We start from the raw sequence: 18,535 nt of genomic DNA on the forward strand, positions 1-18,535 counted from the left end.
GCAGGGCCCGAAAGAGGCAGCGGCAGGCGGCTGCTTAGGCTGGAGGGCATGTCACACGCCCCGCACCCGGACCCCGCCGAAGGCCTCGCCGACGACCCTGCCGACGGCCTCATCGGCGACCCTGCCGACGGCCTCGTCGACGACCCGTACGCCGTGTACGCGCGGCTGCGTGAGACCGCGCCCGTGCACCGCGTCGCCGGCCCCGACGGCAGCCCGGCCTGGCTGGTCACGCGGTACGACGACGTGCGCGCGGCGCTCGCCGACCCACGCCTCTCGCTCGACAACAGCCATGCGCTGCCCGGGAGTTACCGGGGCTTCGCGCTGCCGCCCGCCCTGGAAGCGAACCTGCTCAACATGGACCCGCCGGACCACACCCGCATCCGCCGCCTGGTCGCCAAGGCCTTCACCTCCCGCCGGGTGGAGAGCCTGCGTGCACCGATCAGGCGTACCGCCGACGAACTCCTCGACGCCGTCGAGCCGTCGGGCCGCGCCGATCTCGTCGCCGCCTACGCCGCCCCGCTCCCGATCACCGTCATCTGCGACCTCCTCGGGGTGCCGGACGGCAACCGGCCGGACTTCCGGGCCTGGACCGACGCTCTGGTCGCGCCCGATCCGGCGCGACCGGGGGCCGCCAAGGAGGCCGTCGTCGCGATGCTCGGCTTCTTCACCCGGCTGCTCGCCGAGAAGCGCGAGGCCCCCGCCGACGACCTGCTGTCCGACCTCATCGCCGTACGCGACGAGAGCGAGCAGGGGGATCGCCTCAGCGAGGACGAGCTGATGTCGCTCGCCTTCCTGATCCTCTTCGCCGGATACGAGAACACCGTCCAGCTCATCGGCAACGCGACCCTGGCCCTGCTCCGGCACCCCGACCAGCTCGCGGCCCTGCGCAAGGACCCATCCCAACTGCCCGCCGCTGTGGAGGAGTTCAGCCGCTACGACGGCCCCGCACTGCTCGCCATCCGCCGCTTCCCGCTCCAGGACGTCACCATCGGTGGGGTCACCGTCCCGGCGGGTGAGACCGTGCTGCTCTCGCCGTCCGCCGCCAACCGCGACCCGCGCCGCTTCCCCGCCGCCGACCGCCTCGACATCGCCCGCGACACCACGGGCCACCTCGCCCTCGGTCATGGCATCCACCACTGCGTCGGCGCACCCCTGGCCCGTCTGGAGACGGCCACCGCGCTCGGCGCCCTCATCGAACGCTTCCCCCGGCTCGCCCTCGGTGTGCCGGAGGACGAGCTTCGGTGGCGCCCCTCGATGCGGGCCCGCGGGCTGCTCGCGCTGCCGGTGACGTTCTGAGCCCATGGCTCTGAACCCATGGCTGAACTCCCGGGCCGCTGACCAGGCGTAACAGAAATTCTCCAACTTTCTTCGTCGCGACCGATGAGTTCCGGTGAGCCCGCGGGTCACCCCTCCGAGAAGCACGGATCCGAGGCGCGGATCCGCAGGAGGGACTGGGGACCATGGGACTTCCCGACATCGTCACGCGCGAGGAGTGGCTCGCCGCGCGCGCGGAACTGCTCGCCAAGGAGAAGGCGGCGACCCGGGCGCGCGACGCGCTCAATGCCGAGCGGCGCAGGCTCCCCATGGTGGAGATCGAGAAGGAGTATCTGTTCGCCGGTCCCGACGGCAAGGCGACGCTGTTCGACCTCTTCGACGGTCACGCCCAACTCATCGTCCACCACTTCATGTTCGCCCCGGAGTGGGACGCGGGATGCCCCAGCTGCTCGGCGTTCCTCGACCAGATCGGGCACCTCGCCCATCTGCGGGCCCGCGGCACCAACTTCGTCGCCGTCTCCCGCGCCCCGTTCACCAAGATCCTGCCCTTCAAGGCACGAATGGGCTGGACGGTGCCGTGGTACTCGTCGAACGGTGACGACTTCAACCACGATTTCCACGCCAGCGTCGACGAGGACGGCAGGACTGTCGAAGCACCGGGCATCAGCTGCTTCCTGCGCGACGGCGACCGCGTCTTCCACACATACTCGGCGTACGACCGCGGCACCGACTGGGTGGGTTCCTACTCCAGCCTCCTCGACCTCACCGCCCTCGGCCGGCAGGAAGAGTGGGAGCTGCCGAAGGGACGCTCGTCCGCACTCGGAGCGCCCGCCGGAAGCAGCCGGGTGCGGTACCACGACGAGTACGAGGAGTGAGGGACGGACACAACTCGGTGTCAGGTCCGTCACGTTGTGAGTCCTTTCCGCCCCCTGGTGCGTTCTACTCCATGAGAGTCCTTTGCTGGACTGCCGACGGGGGAGCAGGAAGACGATGACGAACAGTCGAGTGGTACTGGAACGCTTTCCGGCCGGCGGGCCGCGCGGATCGTGGCCCGCGGAGGAGTTCGCGCGGGCCCGACGCATGGAGGGGCAGCAGGCGGAGGTCGTCATGGACCTCGCGTCCGACGCCTTCCTGGTGATCGTGCGCGACACCGAGGTCGCGGAGGTGGCCGCCGCCGCGTGAGGCTCAGCGATCGGCGTGCCCGTTGGGGGACGGGACCCGCGTCTCCGAGGACGGCGCCTGCGTCTTCGGGGACGGAGCCTGCGTCTTTGGAGACGGCGCCTGCGCCGTGAACTGGTCCGCCTGCAGCGCGTACAGCTCCGCGTAGACGCCGCCTGTCCGCAGGAGTTCGTCCGGGGTGCCCGACTCCACCAGGCGCCCCTGGTCCAGGACATGGACCAGATCCGCGTGCCGCACCGACGCCAGGCGGTGGGTGATCAGGATGACCGTCTGGCCCGTCCCGGCCAGCGCCCTGATCTTCTCGAAGACCTCCAGTTCCGCCCGGGCGTCGAGCGCCGCCGTCGGCTCGTCCACGATCAGGATGCCGCCGCGCCGGTACGCCGCACGCGCGATGCCGAGCCGCTGCCACTGCCCTCCCGAGAGCTCGTGCCCACCGGTGAACGCGCGGGCGAGCAGGGTGTCGAGCCCGCGCGGCAGATCGGCCACCACGTCACCGGCGCCGGCCTCCGCGACGGACGCGCCGATCCGCTCGTCGGTCAGCGGCACCGACGCACGGCCGATCGCGATGTTCACACGGGCCGTGAACGGCCACCGCTTGAAGTCCTGCGCCACCATCGCGACGCGCTCGGCAAGGCGGTGCCGGTCCGCCGTCGCCGCGTCCACGTCGTCCCACAGGATCCGGCCCTCCTTCGGCGGATACAGGCCCGCAAGGAGCTTCACCAGGGTGGTCTTGCCCGAGCCGTTCTCCCCCACAAGGGCGACGATCTTCCCGGTGGGCAGGGTGAGGGAGACATCGCTGAGCGCGTCCCTGCCCGACGTCCCCGGATAGCGGAAGGTGACGTTCTCGAACCGTATCTCCCTTGGATCGGGAGGCAGTTCGGCACCGCCCACCGGGATCGCGCGCTGTGCCGCCTCCACGAAGAGCCGGTCCAGATCGCCCACGAACAGGGCGTCCTCGTGCAGCGAGTTGACCTCGAGGACGAGCGTGTCCAGGTTCGACGCCCCGGTACGGATCGCGATCACGGCCGTGCCCGCGACGGACAGCGCCATCGCCCCCGCGAGCAGCAGACCGCCGAGCGTCGCGTACGTCGCCACCGTGGCCAGGCCCGTCCACGCCGCCGCGATGAGCCCCGTACGCGCGGCGAGCCGCGCAAGGCGGGCCTGCTCCTCCTCCGCGGCCTCCGACATGGAGCGGAAATGCCGCAGCAGGAACGGGCCCACGCCGTGCACCCGGATCTCCGGGGCGGCCCGCGCCTCCGTCAGCAGGCTGCCGATCAGCCGTCCCGCGCGGGCGTGCTGCACCCAGGCGTGGAAGGAGACATAGCGGCGCCGGGCGATCGTCAGGGCGCTCCACGCGCTGGGCAGGGTCATCGTCACCAGGAGCGGAAGCAGCACCGGGTGCAGCACGGTCAGCACGCCCGCCGCGGCGATCAGCGAGATCATCGCGTTCACCACGCGCGTCGCGATGCCGATCATGCGGCGGGCCGAAGCGGCGCCGTACTGCGCGGTGTCGAGCAGCTTGTGGAACGCGTCGTCCTCGATGGCCGACAGCTCGACCGACGCCGCTTTCTCCAAGTACTGCTCGGTGGCGACCCGTTCGACCTTCGGCTCGAGGCGTCCCGTCGCGTACGTCGAAGCGGCGCGCAGCAGCGCGGCGACGAACAGCACGGTCGCCACGGTCACCAGGGCGGGCGCCGCGCCGCGCAGCCGGTCGGCGACGGGCGCGTCCGTCATCAGCCGGCCGAGCACGCTGTTGACCGCGAGCAGGCTCACCGCCTGCGCGAGTCCCCGGCCCACTTCGGAGCCGACTACGATGCGTGTGGCCTGGCGGTCGGCCTGCCGGGCGAGCCGGAAGCTGGCGGCGAGGAGCGCGGGGAGCCGCTTCACCATGGAACGGAACCCCAGCTGGAGGAAGGCCTCTTCGTGCTGGGCCCAGCCGGTGTCGTAGCGCAGCGGGCCGCCGAAGAGCAGCGTCTCCGACTCTGAAGTTCCGCTGCCTGTAGGGGTGTTGCTCTGTTTGTTCTGCTTGTCGTTCGTCTGCTTCTCCTTCTCCGGTTGCGTACGTCGTGTGGTGGCTTGCAACCCCGGGCAACTGTTGCCGGTCGGGCCCAGGTCGCAGTGCCATACCCCATGCACGCAACTCCGCACCCGCACCGGCAAAGGAGTTATCCCGTGACCGACACCCTCCGGACACCTCGGGCCCCGCACGAACACGGCCTCGACGGACCCGCGTTGCTCGACGCGTACCGCACGATGCGTACGATCCGTGACTTCGAGGAGCGGCTCCACGAGGAGTTCGCGACCGGTGACATCCCCGGTTTCGTCCATCTGTACGCAGGTGAGGAGGCGTCCGCGACCGGGGTGTGCGCGCACCTCGACGACGACCGCGATGTCATCGCGTCCACCCACCGGGGCCACGGCCACTGCATCGCCAAGCACGTCGACGTGAAGTCGATGATGGCCGAGATCTACGGGCGTACGACCGGGGCGTGCCACGGCAAGGGCGGCTCCATGCACATCGCCGACCTCTCCAAGGGCATGCTCGGCGCCAACGGCATCGTCGGCGGCGGGCCGCCCCTCATCTGCGGTGCCGCGCTCGCCGCGAAGGTACGCGGGGACGGCGGCGTCGGCGTGGCCTTCTTCGGCGACGGCGGCAGCAATCAGGGCACCACCCTCGAATCCCTCAACCTCGCCTCGGTCTGGCAGCTGCCCGCGGTCTTCGTCGCCGAGAACAACGGCTACGCGGAGGCCACTTCGGCCGAGTGGTCGGTGGGCGGCGGCTCCATCGCGGCCCGCGCGGCGGCCTTCGGCATGCCCGGTGTCACGGTCGACGGCTTCGACTTCTTCGCGGTGCACGAGGCGGCGGGCGCGGCGCTCGACCGGGCCCGCGCGGGAGGCGGGCCCACCCTCATCGAGGTCCAACTGACCCGCTACTACGGCCACTTCGAAGGCGACCAGCAGAAGTACCGGGCGGACGAGGTGCGGAGCGCCCGCGCCGAACTCGACTGCATCAAGCGCTTCCGGCAGCAAGTGGCGGGAACTCTGACGGACGCCCAACTCGACGCGATCGACGCGCAGGTGGCCCGGCTGATCGACGAGGCCGTGTCGGAGGCGCAGGCGGCTCCGCTGCCGACCGGCGCGGATCTGCAGACCCACGTCTACATCTCGTACCTCTGAATCTCGTACCGCTGAATCCTGTTCCTCTGAATCCTGTTCCTCTGAGGGGAGTCGACCGTGGCACGCAGCATCAGCTATCGCGAGGCGCTGAACGAAGCACTGGCGCAGGAGATGGAGCGCGACCCCTCCGTCATCGTCATGGGTGAGGACAACGCGGGCGGCGCGGGGGGCGCCCGGCGAATCCGACGCCTGGGGCGGGGTGCTGGGCGTGACGAAGGGGCTCCACCCGCGTTTCCCCGGGCGGGTCCTCGACACGCCCATCTCCGAGTCGGCGTTCATCGGCGCGGCGATCGGCGCGGCGACACGCGGCCTGCGGCCGGTCGCCGAGCTCATGTTCATCGACTTCATGGGCGTGTGCTTCGACCAGATCTTCAACCAGGCCGCCAAGTTCCGCTACATGTTCGGCGGCAAGGCCGTTACCCCCGTCGTCATCCGTGCGATGTACGGGGCCGGACTGCGGGCGGCGGCCCAGCACTCCCAGGCGATGTACCCCGCGTTCACGGCCGTGCCCGGACTGAAGGTGGTCCTCCCCTCATCTCCGTACGACGCGAAGGGGCTGATGATCCAGGCCATCAGGGACGACGACCCGGTGATCTTCTGCGAGCACAAGGCGCTGTACGACGTGGTCGGCGAGGTCCCCGCCGAGAGCTACACGATCCCCTTCGGGGAGGCGGGCATCGTGCGCGAGGGGGAGGACGTGACGGTGGTGGCGCTGGGGCGGATGGTGTCCGTGGCGTCCGACGCGGCGGCGGACCTGGCCGCCTCGGGGGTGGACTGCGAGGTGATCGACCCGCGCACGACGAGCCCGCTGGACGCCGACACGATCCTGGAGAGCGTCGCGCGGACCGGGCGCCTTGTCGTGGTGGACGAGGCGTCGCCGCGCTGCGGGATGGCCGCCGACATCGCGGCGCTCGTCGCGCGCGAGGAGTTCGGGGCGCTGCGGGCGCCCATCGGGACGGTGACGCCGCCGCATACGCCGGTGCCGTTCAGCCCGGCGCTGGAAGACCTGTACATGCCGGACGCGGGGCGGGTCGCCGCCGCGGTCAAGTCGGCCGTGGACTGGAAGCCGTGAGGATGGAGGGGCCGGAGGGGCCGGAGGGGGCGGAGGGGACGCAGGGGATGTCGCTCGTCGAGCGGGTCACCATGCCCAAGTGGGGCCTGTCCATGAAGACCGGGAAGATCATCGAGTGGATCGCCAGGGAGGGCGACGAGGTCGAGGAGGGAGACGATCTGGCGGAGATCGACACCGACAAGATCGCGGGCACGCTGGAGGCTCCGTCCGGCGGCGTGCTGCGGCGGATCGTCACGGAGGCGGGCGGCGAGGCGCCCGTGGGGTGCGTCATCGCGGTCATCGCGCCCGCGGAGGTCCCGGAGGGCGAGATCGAGCGGGTGGCCGCCGAGGCACGCGAGCAACTGGCGCGCGGGGTGCCCGCGGAGGACGAGGGCAGCCCGGTCGGCGGTCTCGCGGAGGTGGCCGGCAGGGCCCTCGCGTACGCGACGTCGGGCGCGGGCCCCGAGGAGATCGTGCTCGTCCACGGCTACGGCGGCGACAAGAACTCCTGGCTCTTCGTGCAGGAGCCCCTCGCGGCGCGGCACACGGTGTACGCGCTGGACCTGCCCGGTCACGGGGAATCGGGCAAGGACGTCGGCGTGGGCGGTCTGGACGCGCTGACGGACGTGGTCGCTGGCTTCCTGGACGCGCTCGGCATCGAGCGGGCGCATCTGGTGGGGCACTCGCTGGGCGGCGCGGTCGTGACGGCGGTCGCGGCGCGGGTCCCGGAGCGGGTGCGCTCCCTGACGCTGATCGCACCCGCCGGGTACGGCCCGGAGGTGGACGCCTCCTACCTGCGGGGCTTCGCGGCGGCCGGTACGCGGCGTGAGCTCCGCCCCCACCTGGGAAAGCTGTTTGCCGACGAGGGTCTTGTCACGCGGCAGTTGGTGGACGACCTGCTCAAGTACAAACGCCTGGATGGCGTGGACGTCGCCCTGCGCACGCTGCTGACCACGCTGCTCGACGAGGACGACGCACCGGCCCTCGACGTGCGGCACCTGTTGCCCGCGTCGCTGCGGGTGGTGGCGGTGTGGGGCCGCGACGACGGTGGAACGGGCGGTGTCCGGCTAGACCGCCGCTTCGCGGCGAATCTTTCCCACCCACCCACCCCAATCTCCGCAGTTGCCCGCCCACCCGATCGGCGAGCTCTTTCAGCCCGGCCGCAGTTATTTCAGCCCGTCCGGCGTTTGAGGACGAACTCGCCGAAGGCGGTGATGGACAGTCACCTCGCGGCCGGCGCAGCCGGAATTGATTCGGGTAGGGGCGGGGTTGGGGAAAGGAACCCCGGAAGCTAGGCCCGCACCGCTCGCGACCACCCCGGCGTAGTCCCCGTCACCCTGCACAACGCCAGGTACAGAGGAATCGGCGGAGTGTAGGGGACACCGGCGGCAGCGCCCTCCGCCGGCGGGCGGTGGATCAGGGAGGGGGACCGGCGCGCGCCGGGGACGACCGCCCCCGCGGCGTAGTACGCGGGAGCCGGCCACTCCAGAGCGACATCGGAGTCCGCCGGCACGATCCACCACCACCGCGCCCCGTCCACGTCCTCGTACACACACCCCACCCGAGGCAACCGCGCCATCAACCGGGGCCCGATCCCCGCAGGCACCGCCACGGCATCGCACCCCAGCGGCTGGGACATCCCCTCGGGAACGGCGAGCCGCGTGAGCGGCGGAACGGCGGCCGCGGCCCGCCCCCGCTCGAAGCGGACCAGCGTGTTCAGATCCAACGGCCGCCGCACTGTCACCCCGTTCACACGCTCCCCGCCCGCATCGTCGTCACGCCCGGGCCGCCCGCACGCCCAAGCCGCCCGCACGCCCACGCCGAACACCGGCTCAACACCGGCTCACGCCGAACACCAGCTCACGCCCGAAGCTCCGCCCACACCGTGCAGCCCACGCCGGGACCCTCGTCCCGCACCCCCCACGCCCTGCTGACCGCCTCGACGAGGAGCAATCCCCTCCCGTGCTCGTCGTCGGGACCTCGATGGGCGGGACGCGGGGCACCTGACCCCCACCCTTCGTCACGTACCGCTATGCGCAGCGTCCCGGGGCGCGTACAGAGCTCGCAGATGATCCGGTGGCTCGCCGTGTGCACGATGGCGTTGGTGACCAGTTCGGAGACGACGAGGGCGGCGGCATCGCGCGCGTCCTCGTCGATGTCCCAGCCCACGAGCTGGGCGCCCGCGAGTCGTCTGGCCTGCGCGGCAGATCCCGGCCGTGGCGCGAGCGCGAAGCTGACGCAGAGCTCGGCACCGCCCTCGGACCATGCGTCGGCGGTATCGCCAACACGGGTCTCGGCGGCTGCGGCATGTAACGGCGCGGGCGGAGTCACGCCATCCACTATCGCCCCGCCGGGAACACCTTGGCAAGACCCACTCTGAAAAGTGCACAGTGGCGTGTTCCTCCGAGACGGCGCATGGCACACTGCTCGCAACGGCTCCAGGTGCGGAGTGAGTTGGGGTTACGTGGAGTACGTGGAGGTAGGGACGTGAGCGAACCGCGGTCTGCGCCGACCGTCGGACAGGTCGTTCTCGGTCGCCGCCTGCAGGACCTGCGTGAGCGCGCCGGCCTCAAACGCGAGGAGGCCGCGCGGATCCTGCGCGTCGCCCCGGCCACGGTCCGCCGCATGGAGCTGGCCGAGGTCGCGCTGAAGATCCCGTACCTCCAACTGCTCCTGAAGTCCTACGGCATCACGGACGAAGAGGCCGAGGGCTTCGTGATGCTCGCCGAGGAGGCGAACAAGCCGGGCTGGTGGCAGCGGTTCCACGACATCCTGCCGGGCTGGTTCAGCATGTACGTCAGCCTGGAGGGCGCGGCCAGCCTCATCCGGTCCTACGAACCGCACTTCGTGCCCGGACTGCTCCAGACCGAGGAGTACGCCCGTGCTGTGATGCGATCCGGGGCGATCGGCCAGACCAACCCCGATGACATCGAGCGGTATGTGGCGCTGCGGATGGAGCGTCAGGCGCTGCTCACCCGCGAGGACGCGCCGCGCCTGTGGATCGTGATGGACGAGACCGCGCTGCGCAGACCCGTGGGCGGTCCCGATGTGATGCGCGAGCAGCTCGACAAGCTGCTCGAATCCGTCGAACTGCCCCATGTGACGCTGCAGATCGCGCAGTTCTCGGCGGGGCCGCATCCCGGCACGTACGGCCCGTTCGTGCTGTTCCGGTTCGCCATGCCGGAGCTGCCGGACATGGTCTACAGCGAGTACCTGACCGGTGCCGTCTATCTGGACGCGCGGGGCGAGGTGGCGACCCACCTGGAGGTCATGGACCGCATGGCGGCGCAAGCCGCGACGGCACATCGCACAAAGGAGATCCTCCGGGATGTCCGCAAGGAGCTGTGAATGGATCGACACCGAGCCGGTACGCGACCCGGGTCAAAGCCCGGAGCCGGGTCCCGCCCCGAGTCCCGGGACGACTCCCGGATCTACAACGGCATGCCCGCCCGTGACCTCGGCAGCGAGGGCTGGCACAAGCCGTGGAGCGGCGGCAACGGCGGCAACTGCCTGGAGGCCATGAAGCTGTCCGACGGCAGGGTCGCGGTCCGCCAGTCCGCCGATCCGGACGGCCCGGCGCTGATCTACACCCATGGCGAGATCACGGCGTTCATCCAGGGGGCGAAGGACGGGGAGGCCGACTTTCTCCTGTCGTGACCGCCAGGGTCTTCAGGAGACGCGGGCGTCTCACAGCCGCGACCACATCCGGCGCGGGGCGTCCACCAGACGGCTGACTGCGACGACCGGCATCGGGGGCTGCTGCGCACGGTCGTCGCGGAGCCGCAGCGCGTAGTAGATCTGCTCGACCGAGGGCGGCCCCACCGCGAGATTGCGCCGCACCGCGGCCTGCGACGACCTCTCTCCGGTCCGCACGAGATACGCGGCCGCCATCGTCCCCGTACGCCCGACCCCCGCGCCGCAGTGCACGAACACCGGCCCGTGGGCGGTGCGCACCACGTCGAGGAACCGGCGCACCTGCACCGGCGTCGGCGTCTGGCCGTCGCGGATCGGCAGCCGTACGACGTCGAGTCCGGCGCGCCGCGGTGCGGCGAGCTGGGCCGCGCTCAGGTCCTCGGCGCGCAGATCGACGACCGTGGCGAAGTCGAGCTGCGCCAGCCTGCGGTACCCGTCGGGCGAGGGCGCGGCGCCCCGCCACAGGAGTCCTTCGCCGTCCACCGGGCGGAAGTGATGGATGCCGGGCGCGGTGACGGTGCTTGTGGGGGCCGCCGTCGCGTTCCGCGCCCAGAAGGAGAGCGCAAGGATGCCGAGGGTGCCGGTCGCCCAGAGCGCGAGATAGCCGAGCGCGCATCCGGCGATGACGCGCAGACAGACGCGGCGCAGACGGCGATGGCGGGGGAGCGGTGGGGACGGGGACGGGGCCGTGCAGGTGACGGTCATGGGTGACCAAGGGTCGGGGACGAGGCGTACTGGAAGGGTAACGCACCGTACATAAAGGTGAGTTGAGGAGTGATCCGGCGGTCGGGGTACGGCTGCTCAGCCGTCGTCCGGATCCGTGTCGCCGATTCCCCGCACCGTCAGACGGGCCTTGTCCAGACCCGTGTCCTCCAGACAGCCGCGCAGCCGCATACGGTCGTGGTCGGTGAGCGCGGGCCGCACGACACCCGCGTACATGTCGTCGCCCAGCGGCCCGAGCGCGGCATGGCGCAGGGGGGCGGAAGTGGAGTCCCGGCAGCGTTCCCAGATCTGATGGGCGGCCAGCGAGCGGCGCTCCGGTGTGGCGTCCGCGCCACGCATGTCGATCCGCAGGAGCACCGAGGTCGCCGCCGACGTGTTCGCCTGATCCTCGCGGGTCTGGGTGAGCTCGGCGATGCCCACGAGGAGCGCGGCGAGCAGGGCGGCGCCCACGGTCGCGGCGGCCAGGAGGCGCACCGTGCCGCGCCGGTCGCGCGGCGCGCCCGGCGGCGGCAGATCCTCAAGGCCGGTGCCGGGCGGCGGCGCCGCGAGGACGGTGAGGCGCCCGGCGAGCCGCTGTTCGGCGGCGGGGCGCGCCGTCGCGGACGCGATGCGCTGCACCGCCCAGGCGAGACCGGACAGGAGTACGCCGGTCACCATCAGGACGGGCACGAAGACGTACGTGCGTCCTGCGGGGTCGTCGTCGAGCCAGCGGAAGCGTGCCGTCCGCGAATCGGGGCCGGTGTTCCCGTCCGTACGCAGCCGCGCGAGTACGTCCTCCTGGCGCCGGTCGGCGTCGCGCAGCCGCTCCTCGACGCGGGCGATACGGCCGAGGAGCACCGCGCCGAGCAGCGCGATCTCGACGACCAGGAGCAACACCCCGCACAGGATGGCCCGTTGCCACTGCCAGCGGTAGAGATAGACGACCAGGTAGACGGCGGCTCCGGTGGCGGCCGCACCGCCGAAGAAGTAGGCGAGACGCTTCATCGGGGCACCTCGGGATCTGTGTCCGCTGTGCCTTCCGCGTCCGCGTCCGTGTCCGTCTGTACGTCGCCGGTCGTGCCGTCCAGTGTGAGGCGGGAACCCGGCGGGAAGCGCCGTACCGCGTCCGACACGCCGACGACCGCGAGAAGGGCGAACTCGCGGGCGAGCACGGCCAGATGGGAGAGTGGACTGCCGGTCTGGGCGACGAGTCCCGCGAGGCCGGGCAGCAGATGCGCGAGCGCCGGGTCGAGCGTGCGCACCACGAGCACCGCGTCCGGCGGCCGCGCCCCGGTGCCGTCCCACGCCGTTCCCGCGGCCCGCCCGCCGGACACGCCGCGCCCGCCGTCCCCCGCACCCCGCGCGGACCGTTCCGCGACCACCGCGCCGCCCTCCGCGATCCGGAACGCGTCCGGCAGCCGGGCCGACGCGGCCCGCGGCAGCCGCTCCCCGGCATCGCCGGGCAGCCGGCCGCCGGTGAGCGCGTCCATCAGCTCCGGCCACCGCAGCAGCCCGACCCGCCCCGGCGCGCCGAGCTCGCCCCGCGCCACGAGGCGCCGCGCCGCCTCGCGCACAAGGCGTACCTGCAGCTCCTGAACCCAGCGGATGCGCAACCGGAGCGCCTCGCGCGGCGGAAGCCCCGGCGCGCCCACGGAAGCGGGCGCCGACGTACTCCCGTCTCGCCCCGCGCTCCCCGGCAGCCGCACCGCGCCCATGGACGCGGCCGACGCCGACGGGCTTCCGCCTCGCCCCGCGCTCCCCGGCAGCCGCACTTGTCCCTCCAGGCGGGGCGGAACCAGCGCGAGCAGCACCGGATCCCGCGCCACGGCATGGTCGTCCGACAGCCCCCGTGCCCGCGCCTGCGCGAGCGCGGTGAGCGCCGCACCCGCCGCCGTCGCGGTGTGCCGCTCGGGGAGCAGCGCCCCGCACAGAGCCTCCTGGGCGTGCAGGGACACGAGGGCGGCGCGGGTCCAGCGGAGCGTGGACACGAGCTCGGAGCAAGGGAGTTGGGCGGTCTGTGCCGTCCCTGCGAGCCCGCGGTCGATGTCCGCGGCGAGGTCCAGGGCGAGTCCGGGGAGCGCCGCGGTCAGCCGGCCGAGCCGCCAGGCCGCGGCGAGCCGGCGGGCGCCCGGCGCAGGGTTGAGCAGCGCGAGCCCGCGGTGCGGCGGCGGGGCGGCGCCCAGGAGGCGCAGATCGGCCGCCGCGCGTCCGCCGACCACCGTGACCACGGGCGTCGTCCGCAGCGTGCGGCGCGGCGCGGTGCCCCCGATGTCCAGCGCGGCGGCGAGCCCGCGCGCCATGGGAGCGACCCACAAGTCCTCTTCCAGCGGCTGGAGTTGGTCCGGCAGCGTCTCCGCGACCGGGCCGGGACCGAGCAGCCGGGCCCCGCGCGGCGGCCGGGCCGCCATCGCCGTGATGGGACGACTCTGAAAGAGCCAAAGGCGCCCGCCCTCGTCGAAGCCGAACTCGATGTCCTGCGGCCCGCCGAACACTTTGCGCGCGCGCCGGGCCAGGCGGGTGAGGCGGCGCAGCTCCGCCGGGGTCAACAGCGCCTCCGGCGCCGGGGGTTCGGTGCGCAGGACGCGCCCGCGCGGGCTCAGCAGATAGTTCGTGCCGGGCTGTTCGCCGCTGACGAGCGTGTCGGGACCGCCCCGCACCGCGCTCACCAGCATCCGGTCCCGCCGCCCCTCGACGGGATCCGCGCCGAACAGCACGCCGCCGACGGGGGCGGTGAGCATCGGCTGGACCAGGACCGCCATCGCGGCCGTCGTGCCGTCGGAAAGCCGCGCCGACGCGCGGACGACATCGACGGCCGCACGGAAGGCATCCCACCCCCGCACATCGAGCACGGACGCGAACTGCCCGGCCAGGGAGGACTCCTGGGTGTCCTCCTGCGGAGAGGAGGAACGGACGACGAGCGGCAGCGCACCGTCCGCCGACAGCTCGCGCCAGGCGTGGTGCAGGGTGCCGGGTGCTTCATCCGCGCCGTGCGGGACGACGAAGCCGGGCAGTACGGGGAGTCCGGCACGGGCGGCTCGCGCGAGGTGCGCGGCCTTGGAGCCGGTGAGACGGGTCTGTGCGGCCCGCGGATCCTCCAGGGGAACGGGCGGGAGCGCCGTGGCGTGCGCCGCGTCCATGCCCCGCGGCCCGCCCTTGCCCTCGCCATGACCGTCGCCGTACGTGTCGTCGTATGCGGGGCGTTCGCCGAGCGTCGTCATCAGGCACCCTCCAGGACCGGCCGCCAACAGGGGGGACGCGCGGGGGTGGCCCTGCGCCTGACGGCGGAACGAAGGATCTCGGCATGCCGCCGACGGGCCCGGTACCGGCCGCGGGGCGAATTGCATCTCCCGCCCCGGCGTTTCCCGACGCCGACGTGCCTCCAATGACAACGATCCCACCAGAGGGCCAATTCCTGGAGCCGGTACGCCGGTTGGTGGCGGCTTCCGGCCAGGGCGGCCAGGGCGGCCAGTGAGTCCGGTGCGTCCAGTGGGGCAAGGCGGATGTGAGGGGGCACGCGATGACGGCCGGTCAGGCCGATATCGGGCGGTCGTGCGGTCTGGTCGGTGCGGTGCGGTGAGGTGGGTCGGGTCGGTCAGTGACTGGTCCGCCGGGGCGGGTGGCCGTGCGGGTCTTGCGTCAGGCGGGTCATTGGGCGGTCGTGCGGGCTGGTCGGTGCGGTGAGGTGTGTTGGGCCGGTGGTCAGGCACTGGTCCGCCGCGGCGGGCGGCCGTGTGGCTCTTGCGTCAGGCCGTCATGAGCCGGTCGCAGGGCCGATCGGGGCCGTGAGGTGCGTCGTGCCGGTCAGCCAGCGGTCCACTGGGGTGGGCGTGGGTGTGTGGCCCTTGCGTCAGGCGGTCATCGGGCGGTCGTGCGAGCTGATCGGGGTCGTGGGGTGTGTCTGGCCGGTCAGCCACGGGTTCACCGCGGCGGGCGGCTGTGCGGGCCTCGCGTCAGGCCGTCATCGGGCGGTCGTGCGGTCCGATCCGGGCCGTGAGGTTATCGAGCCGGTCAGTCACTGGTCCGCCGGGGTGGGTGGCTGTGCGGGCCTTGCGTCAGGCGGTCAACGGGCGGTCCTGCGGGCTGATCGGGGCCGTGAGGTGTGTCGAGCCCGTCAGCCAGCGGTCCACCGCGGCGGCGGCCCCGCGGCCCTCGGCGATTGCCCAGACGACGAGCGACTGGCCGCGGCCCGCGTCGCCCGCCGCGAAGACGCCCTGCACGTTGGTCGCGAAGCCCGTGTCGCGCGCGACGGTGCCGCGGTCCTCGACGTCCACGCCGAGCTGGTCGAGCAGGCCGCCTTCCGCCCGCTCGGGGCCCGAGAAGCCGAGCGCGAGCAGTACCAGGTCGGCGGGGAGCGCACGGGTGGTGCCGGGCCGCGGGCGGCGGTCCGCGTCGACCTCGGCGAGGTGCAGGGTGCGTACCCGCCCCGTCGCGTCGCCGGTGAAGCGGAGGGTGGACGCGGCGAAGAGGCGTGCGTCGGCGTCTGCCGCCGGTGCGGTGCCAAGATCCCCGGCTTCCTCGTGGGCGGCGGAGAGCCGGTAGACCTTCGGGTACGTCGGCCAGGGCTCGGCAAGGTCGTCGCGCGCGTCGCCCGGCCGTGCGTAGATGTCCAACTGCGTGACCGACGCGGCCCGTTCGCGCACGGCCGTGCCCAGGCAGTCGGCTCCGGTGTCCCCGCCGCCGACGATGACGACATGCTTGCCGGCCGCGGACAGCGGGGAGCGGTCGAGATCGCCCTCGCAGACGCGGTTGGCGAGCGGCAGATACTCCATGGCCTGGTGGATCCCGGCCAACTCCCGCCCCGGCACGTCCAGTTCCCGCCAGGCGGTGGCGCCGACCGCGAGGACGACGGCGTCGTGCCTGGCCCGCAGCTCCGCCCCGCCGATGTCCCGGCCCGCATCCGTCGACGTACGGAAGACCGTGCCCTCTGCCCGCATCTGTGCGAGCCGCCGCTCCACATGGTGCTTCTCCATCTTGAACGCGGGGATCCCGTACCGCAGGAGCCCGCCCGCGCGGTCGTCGCGCTCGTACACGGCGACGGTGTGCCCGGCGCGCGTCAGCTGCTGCGCGGCGGCGAGACCGGCGGGGCCGGAGCCGACGACCGCGACGGTACGGCCGGAGTGCCGGTCCGGGGGCCGCGGCGGGGCGAGGCCGTCCTCCCACGCACGGTCGGCGATCGCCGCCTCGACGTTCTTGATGGTCACCGCGGGCTGGTTGATCGCGAGGACGCAGCCCGGCTCGCAGGGGGCGGGGCACAGGCGCCCGGTGAACTCGGGGAAGTTGTTCGTGGCGTGCAGCCGGTCGGCGGCGGCCCGCCAGTCGGCGCGCGAGACGAGGTCGTTCCACTCCGGGATCAGATTGCTCAGCGGGCAGGCGTCGTGGCAGAACGGTATGCCGCAGTCCATGCAGCGGTCGGCCTGCCGCTCGATGATGGGCAGCAGTGCGCCGGGTACGTACACCTCGTCCCAGTCACCGACCCGCTCGCCCACAGGGCGGCGCGGCCATTCCCGGCGGGGGGTGGTGAGGAAGCCCTTGGGGTCGGCCATGGCCGTCTCCCTTTGCGTGCTTTCGCAGGCTTTCCGCCACCATACGTCCAGTCGGCCGCCCCGGCACTCGGTCGGGCCGGGGGCCTGGAGCGGTCAGGTCAGCGCCAGGATGAAGGACGCCGCAGAGGCGAGCGACGCGCCGACCCGGATGTGGTTCCACCTGGTCCACTCGCTGACATACGTACGCCACTTCTCCGCACTCTGCGAAGCCTGGGGGTCGAGCTTGGCCAGGGCGTCGTTGCGGGGGACGTTCGCGGCGACGGTCACTCCGAACGACCCGAACAGATACAGCGCGCTGCCGAGCAGGATCTCCACGGTGCCCTCGTCGGGCCAGAGCACGAACGTGACGACGGCGACGACCGAGCTGAGGCCTGCGGCGCCCATGAAGACGGCCATGAACCCGGGGGTGACCGCGGCGACGTTGATCGACTGCATCGCGGCGATGCCCTGCGCCGGGGGCAGCGCGGCGAGGCCCTTCATCACGAAGGTCGAGAACGCGATGAACGCTCCGGCCACCAGGCCGCTGGCGAGCGCGCCCAGCAGCACGAGTACGAAGTACGGTCCCTCGATCATGACAACTCCCGCGTCGGGTAAGGCGGCCGGGTGGTGGGTGAGCGAGCCGTGAGTCTGCATGGCGGGGTCGCCCACCACAAGTCAATTCCCTGGGCCCGGGGTCCGCCATGCGCACGACGCGCGCCCGCATGCGCGGCCGTCTCGCGGTGCCCCTGCGGGGCCGGCTACCGCCGGCCCCTTGCCCCTATGCCGCCGCTCCGCGGCGATGCGGCGGTCGGATGTCATCTGCCCGCCGGGCCTTGCCTGCCGCTCGGCGGTGATGCGGGAGTGCCGTGCCGGCTGTCATCTGTCCGCCCGCCCTGGCCGCCGCTTCGCGGCGATCTCTCCCGCCCACCCACCCGTGCGCCCCGGGGTAATCGGGTGGGTGGGCGGGAATGATCCGCCGCGAAGCGGCGGCTCGCATCCGCGACGACAGTCGGCCAAAGACCAAGACGACACCCGACCGCAGGTCAACCACCGCCCCCAGCTCGACCGCAGGTCAATCACCGCCCCCGGCTCGACCGCAGGTCAACCCCCGCCCCGGCTCGACCGCAGGTCAACCCCCGCCCCGGCCCGACCGCAGGTCAACCCCCGCCCCAGCCACCGCAGGTCACGCCGAAGCCCGGCCGGGCCCCGCGCGCCACACCCCCAGCGTGGCCTCGACCGCGGCAGCGATCCGGCGGCGGGCCTCCCCCCGCGGCACCCCGCTCATCAGCAGCCGGTCGTACGGAGTATCCGTATGCCGCACCGCGGCCACCACCGCCGCGGTGACCGCCCCGGAGGACAACGCACGCCCCGCCGCACTGCGCCCCACCCGCCCACTGCCCCGCACCGACGCATGCGCGGCGATGGAGAGGGCCCGCTCCTGCGGACACCCCGGAAACAGGCGCCGTATCTCGTCCGCGAACGCCCCCGTGAAGCGGACGTCCTCCGCCGCCCTCCGCACCGCGTCCCGCGCCCTCCGCCGCGCCCGCGCTTCCGCGTCCGCGAGGCACCGCTCCTCGGCCCGCGCCAGGGCCGCCTCCTCGACGAGGACGCCCTGCCGCTCGTACCGGCTACGGCGCCGGTTGAGGCGGACGACCACCGCCGCCAGGCCGCTCCCCTCGCGGGCCCGCCGCGTCAGCGCGGTGTCGCCGCGCGGCAGGAACACGAGATGACCCAGGTCGGCGCAGTCCAGACAGCGCGGCCCGCCGTCCTCCACGACCAGCAGGGCGAGCGGTCCGCCACGGCACTCCTCGCAGTGCCGCCGCTTCAGCGGCTGGATGGCGACAAGTCCCGGTCCGGCGGGCGGAGTTGGCAAGGGAGGGGCGGTCGGAGCCATGAACGAAGCATTCCCCCTCCCCGAGGGGCCCTACCGCGCACC

Annotated in this window: 17 protein-coding genes; 8 read left to right on the forward strand and 9 right to left on the reverse strand. The window is 72.7% G+C overall.

Annotated elements, in window-relative coordinates:
* Positions 1-48: 48 nt before the first annotated feature.
* The 3 genes from AB0G47_RS03255 to AB0G47_RS03265 all read left to right on the forward strand — a co-directional run bounded on the left by AB0G47_RS03255 (position 49) and on the right by AB0G47_RS03265 (position 2,457).
* Positions 49-1,296 carry a cytochrome P450 gene (locus tag AB0G47_RS03255; RefSeq protein ID WP_360763503.1) on the forward strand — a complete coding sequence of 416 codons (1,248 nt, stop codon included), beginning with the start codon at positions 49-51 and terminating at the stop codon, positions 1,294-1,296.
* Between the two features lie 164 nt (positions 1,297-1,460).
* The gene (locus AB0G47_RS03260) at positions 1,461-2,150 is read left to right on the forward strand and encodes a DUF899 domain-containing protein (RefSeq protein WP_360763505.1); all 690 of its coding nucleotides are present in this window, start codon (positions 1,461-1,463) and stop codon (positions 2,148-2,150) included.
* 115 nt (positions 2,151-2,265) lie between these two features.
* Complete coding sequence (locus AB0G47_RS03265; RefSeq protein ID WP_360763507.1) at positions 2,266-2,457, forward strand: hypothetical protein; 192 nt, start codon at positions 2,266-2,268, stop codon at positions 2,455-2,457.
* 3 nt (positions 2,458-2,460) lie between these two features.
* Here the strand turns inward: AB0G47_RS03265 and AB0G47_RS03270 are convergent, their stop codons facing one another.
* Positions 2,461-4,407 (reverse strand): ABC transporter ATP-binding protein, encoded by a 1,947-nt coding sequence (locus AB0G47_RS03270; protein WP_360763950.1) that lies wholly within the window; start codon positions 4,405-4,407, stop codon positions 2,461-2,463.
* A gap of 219 nt (positions 4,408-4,626) precedes the next feature.
* Between AB0G47_RS03270 and AB0G47_RS03275 the strand changes: the two genes are divergently transcribed.
* From AB0G47_RS03275 to AB0G47_RS03285, 3 genes are all read left to right on the forward strand, one after another.
* On the forward strand, positions 4,627-5,631 hold the full coding sequence (locus tag AB0G47_RS03275) for a thiamine pyrophosphate-dependent dehydrogenase E1 component subunit alpha (protein WP_360763509.1): 1,005 nt from the start codon (positions 4,627-4,629) through the stop codon (positions 5,629-5,631).
* 208 nt (positions 5,632-5,839) lie between these two features.
* Complete coding sequence (locus AB0G47_RS03280) at positions 5,840-6,703, forward strand: transketolase C-terminal domain-containing protein (RefSeq protein WP_360763511.1); 864 nt, start codon at positions 5,840-5,842, stop codon at positions 6,701-6,703.
* A gap of 2 nt (positions 6,704-6,705) precedes the next feature.
* On the forward strand, positions 6,706-7,977 hold the full coding sequence (locus AB0G47_RS03285) for an acetoin dehydrogenase dihydrolipoyllysine-residue acetyltransferase subunit (RefSeq protein ID WP_360763952.1): 1,272 nt from the start codon (positions 6,706-6,708) through the stop codon (positions 7,975-7,977).
* On the opposite strand, the gene AB0G47_RS03290 is transcribed toward AB0G47_RS03285, so the two are convergent.
* Together AB0G47_RS03290 and AB0G47_RS03295 are read right to left on the reverse strand one after the other, a co-directional pair.
* Complete coding sequence (locus AB0G47_RS03290) at positions 7,974-8,435, reverse strand: hypothetical protein (RefSeq protein ID WP_360763513.1); 462 nt, start codon at positions 8,433-8,435, stop codon at positions 7,974-7,976. The two genes, AB0G47_RS03285 and AB0G47_RS03290, sit on opposite strands and share 4 nt — an antisense overlap.
* A 107-nt stretch (positions 8,436-8,542) precedes the next feature.
* A complete protein-coding gene (locus AB0G47_RS03295) occupies positions 8,543-9,106 on the reverse strand; it encodes an ATP-binding protein (RefSeq protein WP_360763515.1) in 564 nt (187 codons plus the stop codon).
* Between the two features lie 63 nt (positions 9,107-9,169).
* Between AB0G47_RS03295 and AB0G47_RS03300 the strand changes: the two genes are divergently transcribed.
* Together AB0G47_RS03300 and AB0G47_RS03305 are read left to right on the forward strand one after the other, a co-directional pair.
* The gene (locus AB0G47_RS03300; RefSeq protein WP_360763516.1) at positions 9,170-10,030 is read left to right on the forward strand and encodes a helix-turn-helix transcriptional regulator; all 861 of its coding nucleotides are present in this window, start codon (positions 9,170-9,172) and stop codon (positions 10,028-10,030) included.
* Positions 10,031-10,123: 93 nt separating this feature from the next.
* Positions 10,124-10,339 (forward strand): DUF397 domain-containing protein, encoded by a 216-nt coding sequence (locus tag AB0G47_RS03305; RefSeq protein WP_360763954.1) that lies wholly within the window; start codon positions 10,124-10,126, stop codon positions 10,337-10,339.
* A gap of 30 nt (positions 10,340-10,369) precedes the next feature.
* Here the strand turns inward: AB0G47_RS03305 and AB0G47_RS03310 are convergent, their stop codons facing one another.
* The 6 genes from AB0G47_RS03310 to AB0G47_RS03335 form a co-directional block, all read right to left on the reverse strand.
* Positions 10,370-11,080, reverse strand: a complete 711-nt coding sequence (locus AB0G47_RS03310) for a dual specificity protein phosphatase family protein (protein WP_360763518.1) — start codon at positions 11,078-11,080, stop codon at positions 10,370-10,372.
* Positions 11,081-11,176: 96 nt separating this feature from the next.
* Complete coding sequence (locus AB0G47_RS03315; protein WP_360763519.1) at positions 11,177-12,082, reverse strand: hypothetical protein; 906 nt, start codon at positions 12,080-12,082, stop codon at positions 11,177-11,179.
* Complete coding sequence (locus tag AB0G47_RS03320) at positions 12,079-14,295, reverse strand: PEP/pyruvate-binding domain-containing protein (protein WP_360763521.1); 2,217 nt, start codon at positions 14,293-14,295, stop codon at positions 12,079-12,081. The genes AB0G47_RS03315 and AB0G47_RS03320 overlap by 4 nt, the downstream gene beginning before the upstream one ends.
* A gap of 834 nt (positions 14,296-15,129) precedes the next feature.
* Positions 15,130-16,620, reverse strand: coding sequence for a glutamate synthase subunit beta (locus AB0G47_RS03325; RefSeq protein ID WP_360763523.1), 1,491 nt, complete (start codon positions 16,618-16,620; stop codon positions 15,130-15,132).
* Between the two features lie 93 nt (positions 16,621-16,713).
* A complete protein-coding gene (locus AB0G47_RS03330; protein WP_360763525.1) occupies positions 16,714-17,193 on the reverse strand; it encodes an anthrone oxygenase family protein in 480 nt (159 codons plus the stop codon).
* Positions 17,194-17,782: 589 nt separating this feature from the next.
* Positions 17,783-18,493, reverse strand: a complete 711-nt coding sequence (locus tag AB0G47_RS03335) for a DUF2293 domain-containing protein (RefSeq protein WP_360763527.1) — start codon at positions 18,491-18,493, stop codon at positions 17,783-17,785.
* Positions 18,494-18,535: the final 42 nt, after the last annotated feature.

The organism is Streptomyces sp. NPDC021622, from assembly GCF_040640795.1.
Taxonomy (GTDB): domain Bacteria; phylum Actinomycetota; class Actinomycetes; order Streptomycetales; family Streptomycetaceae; genus Streptomyces.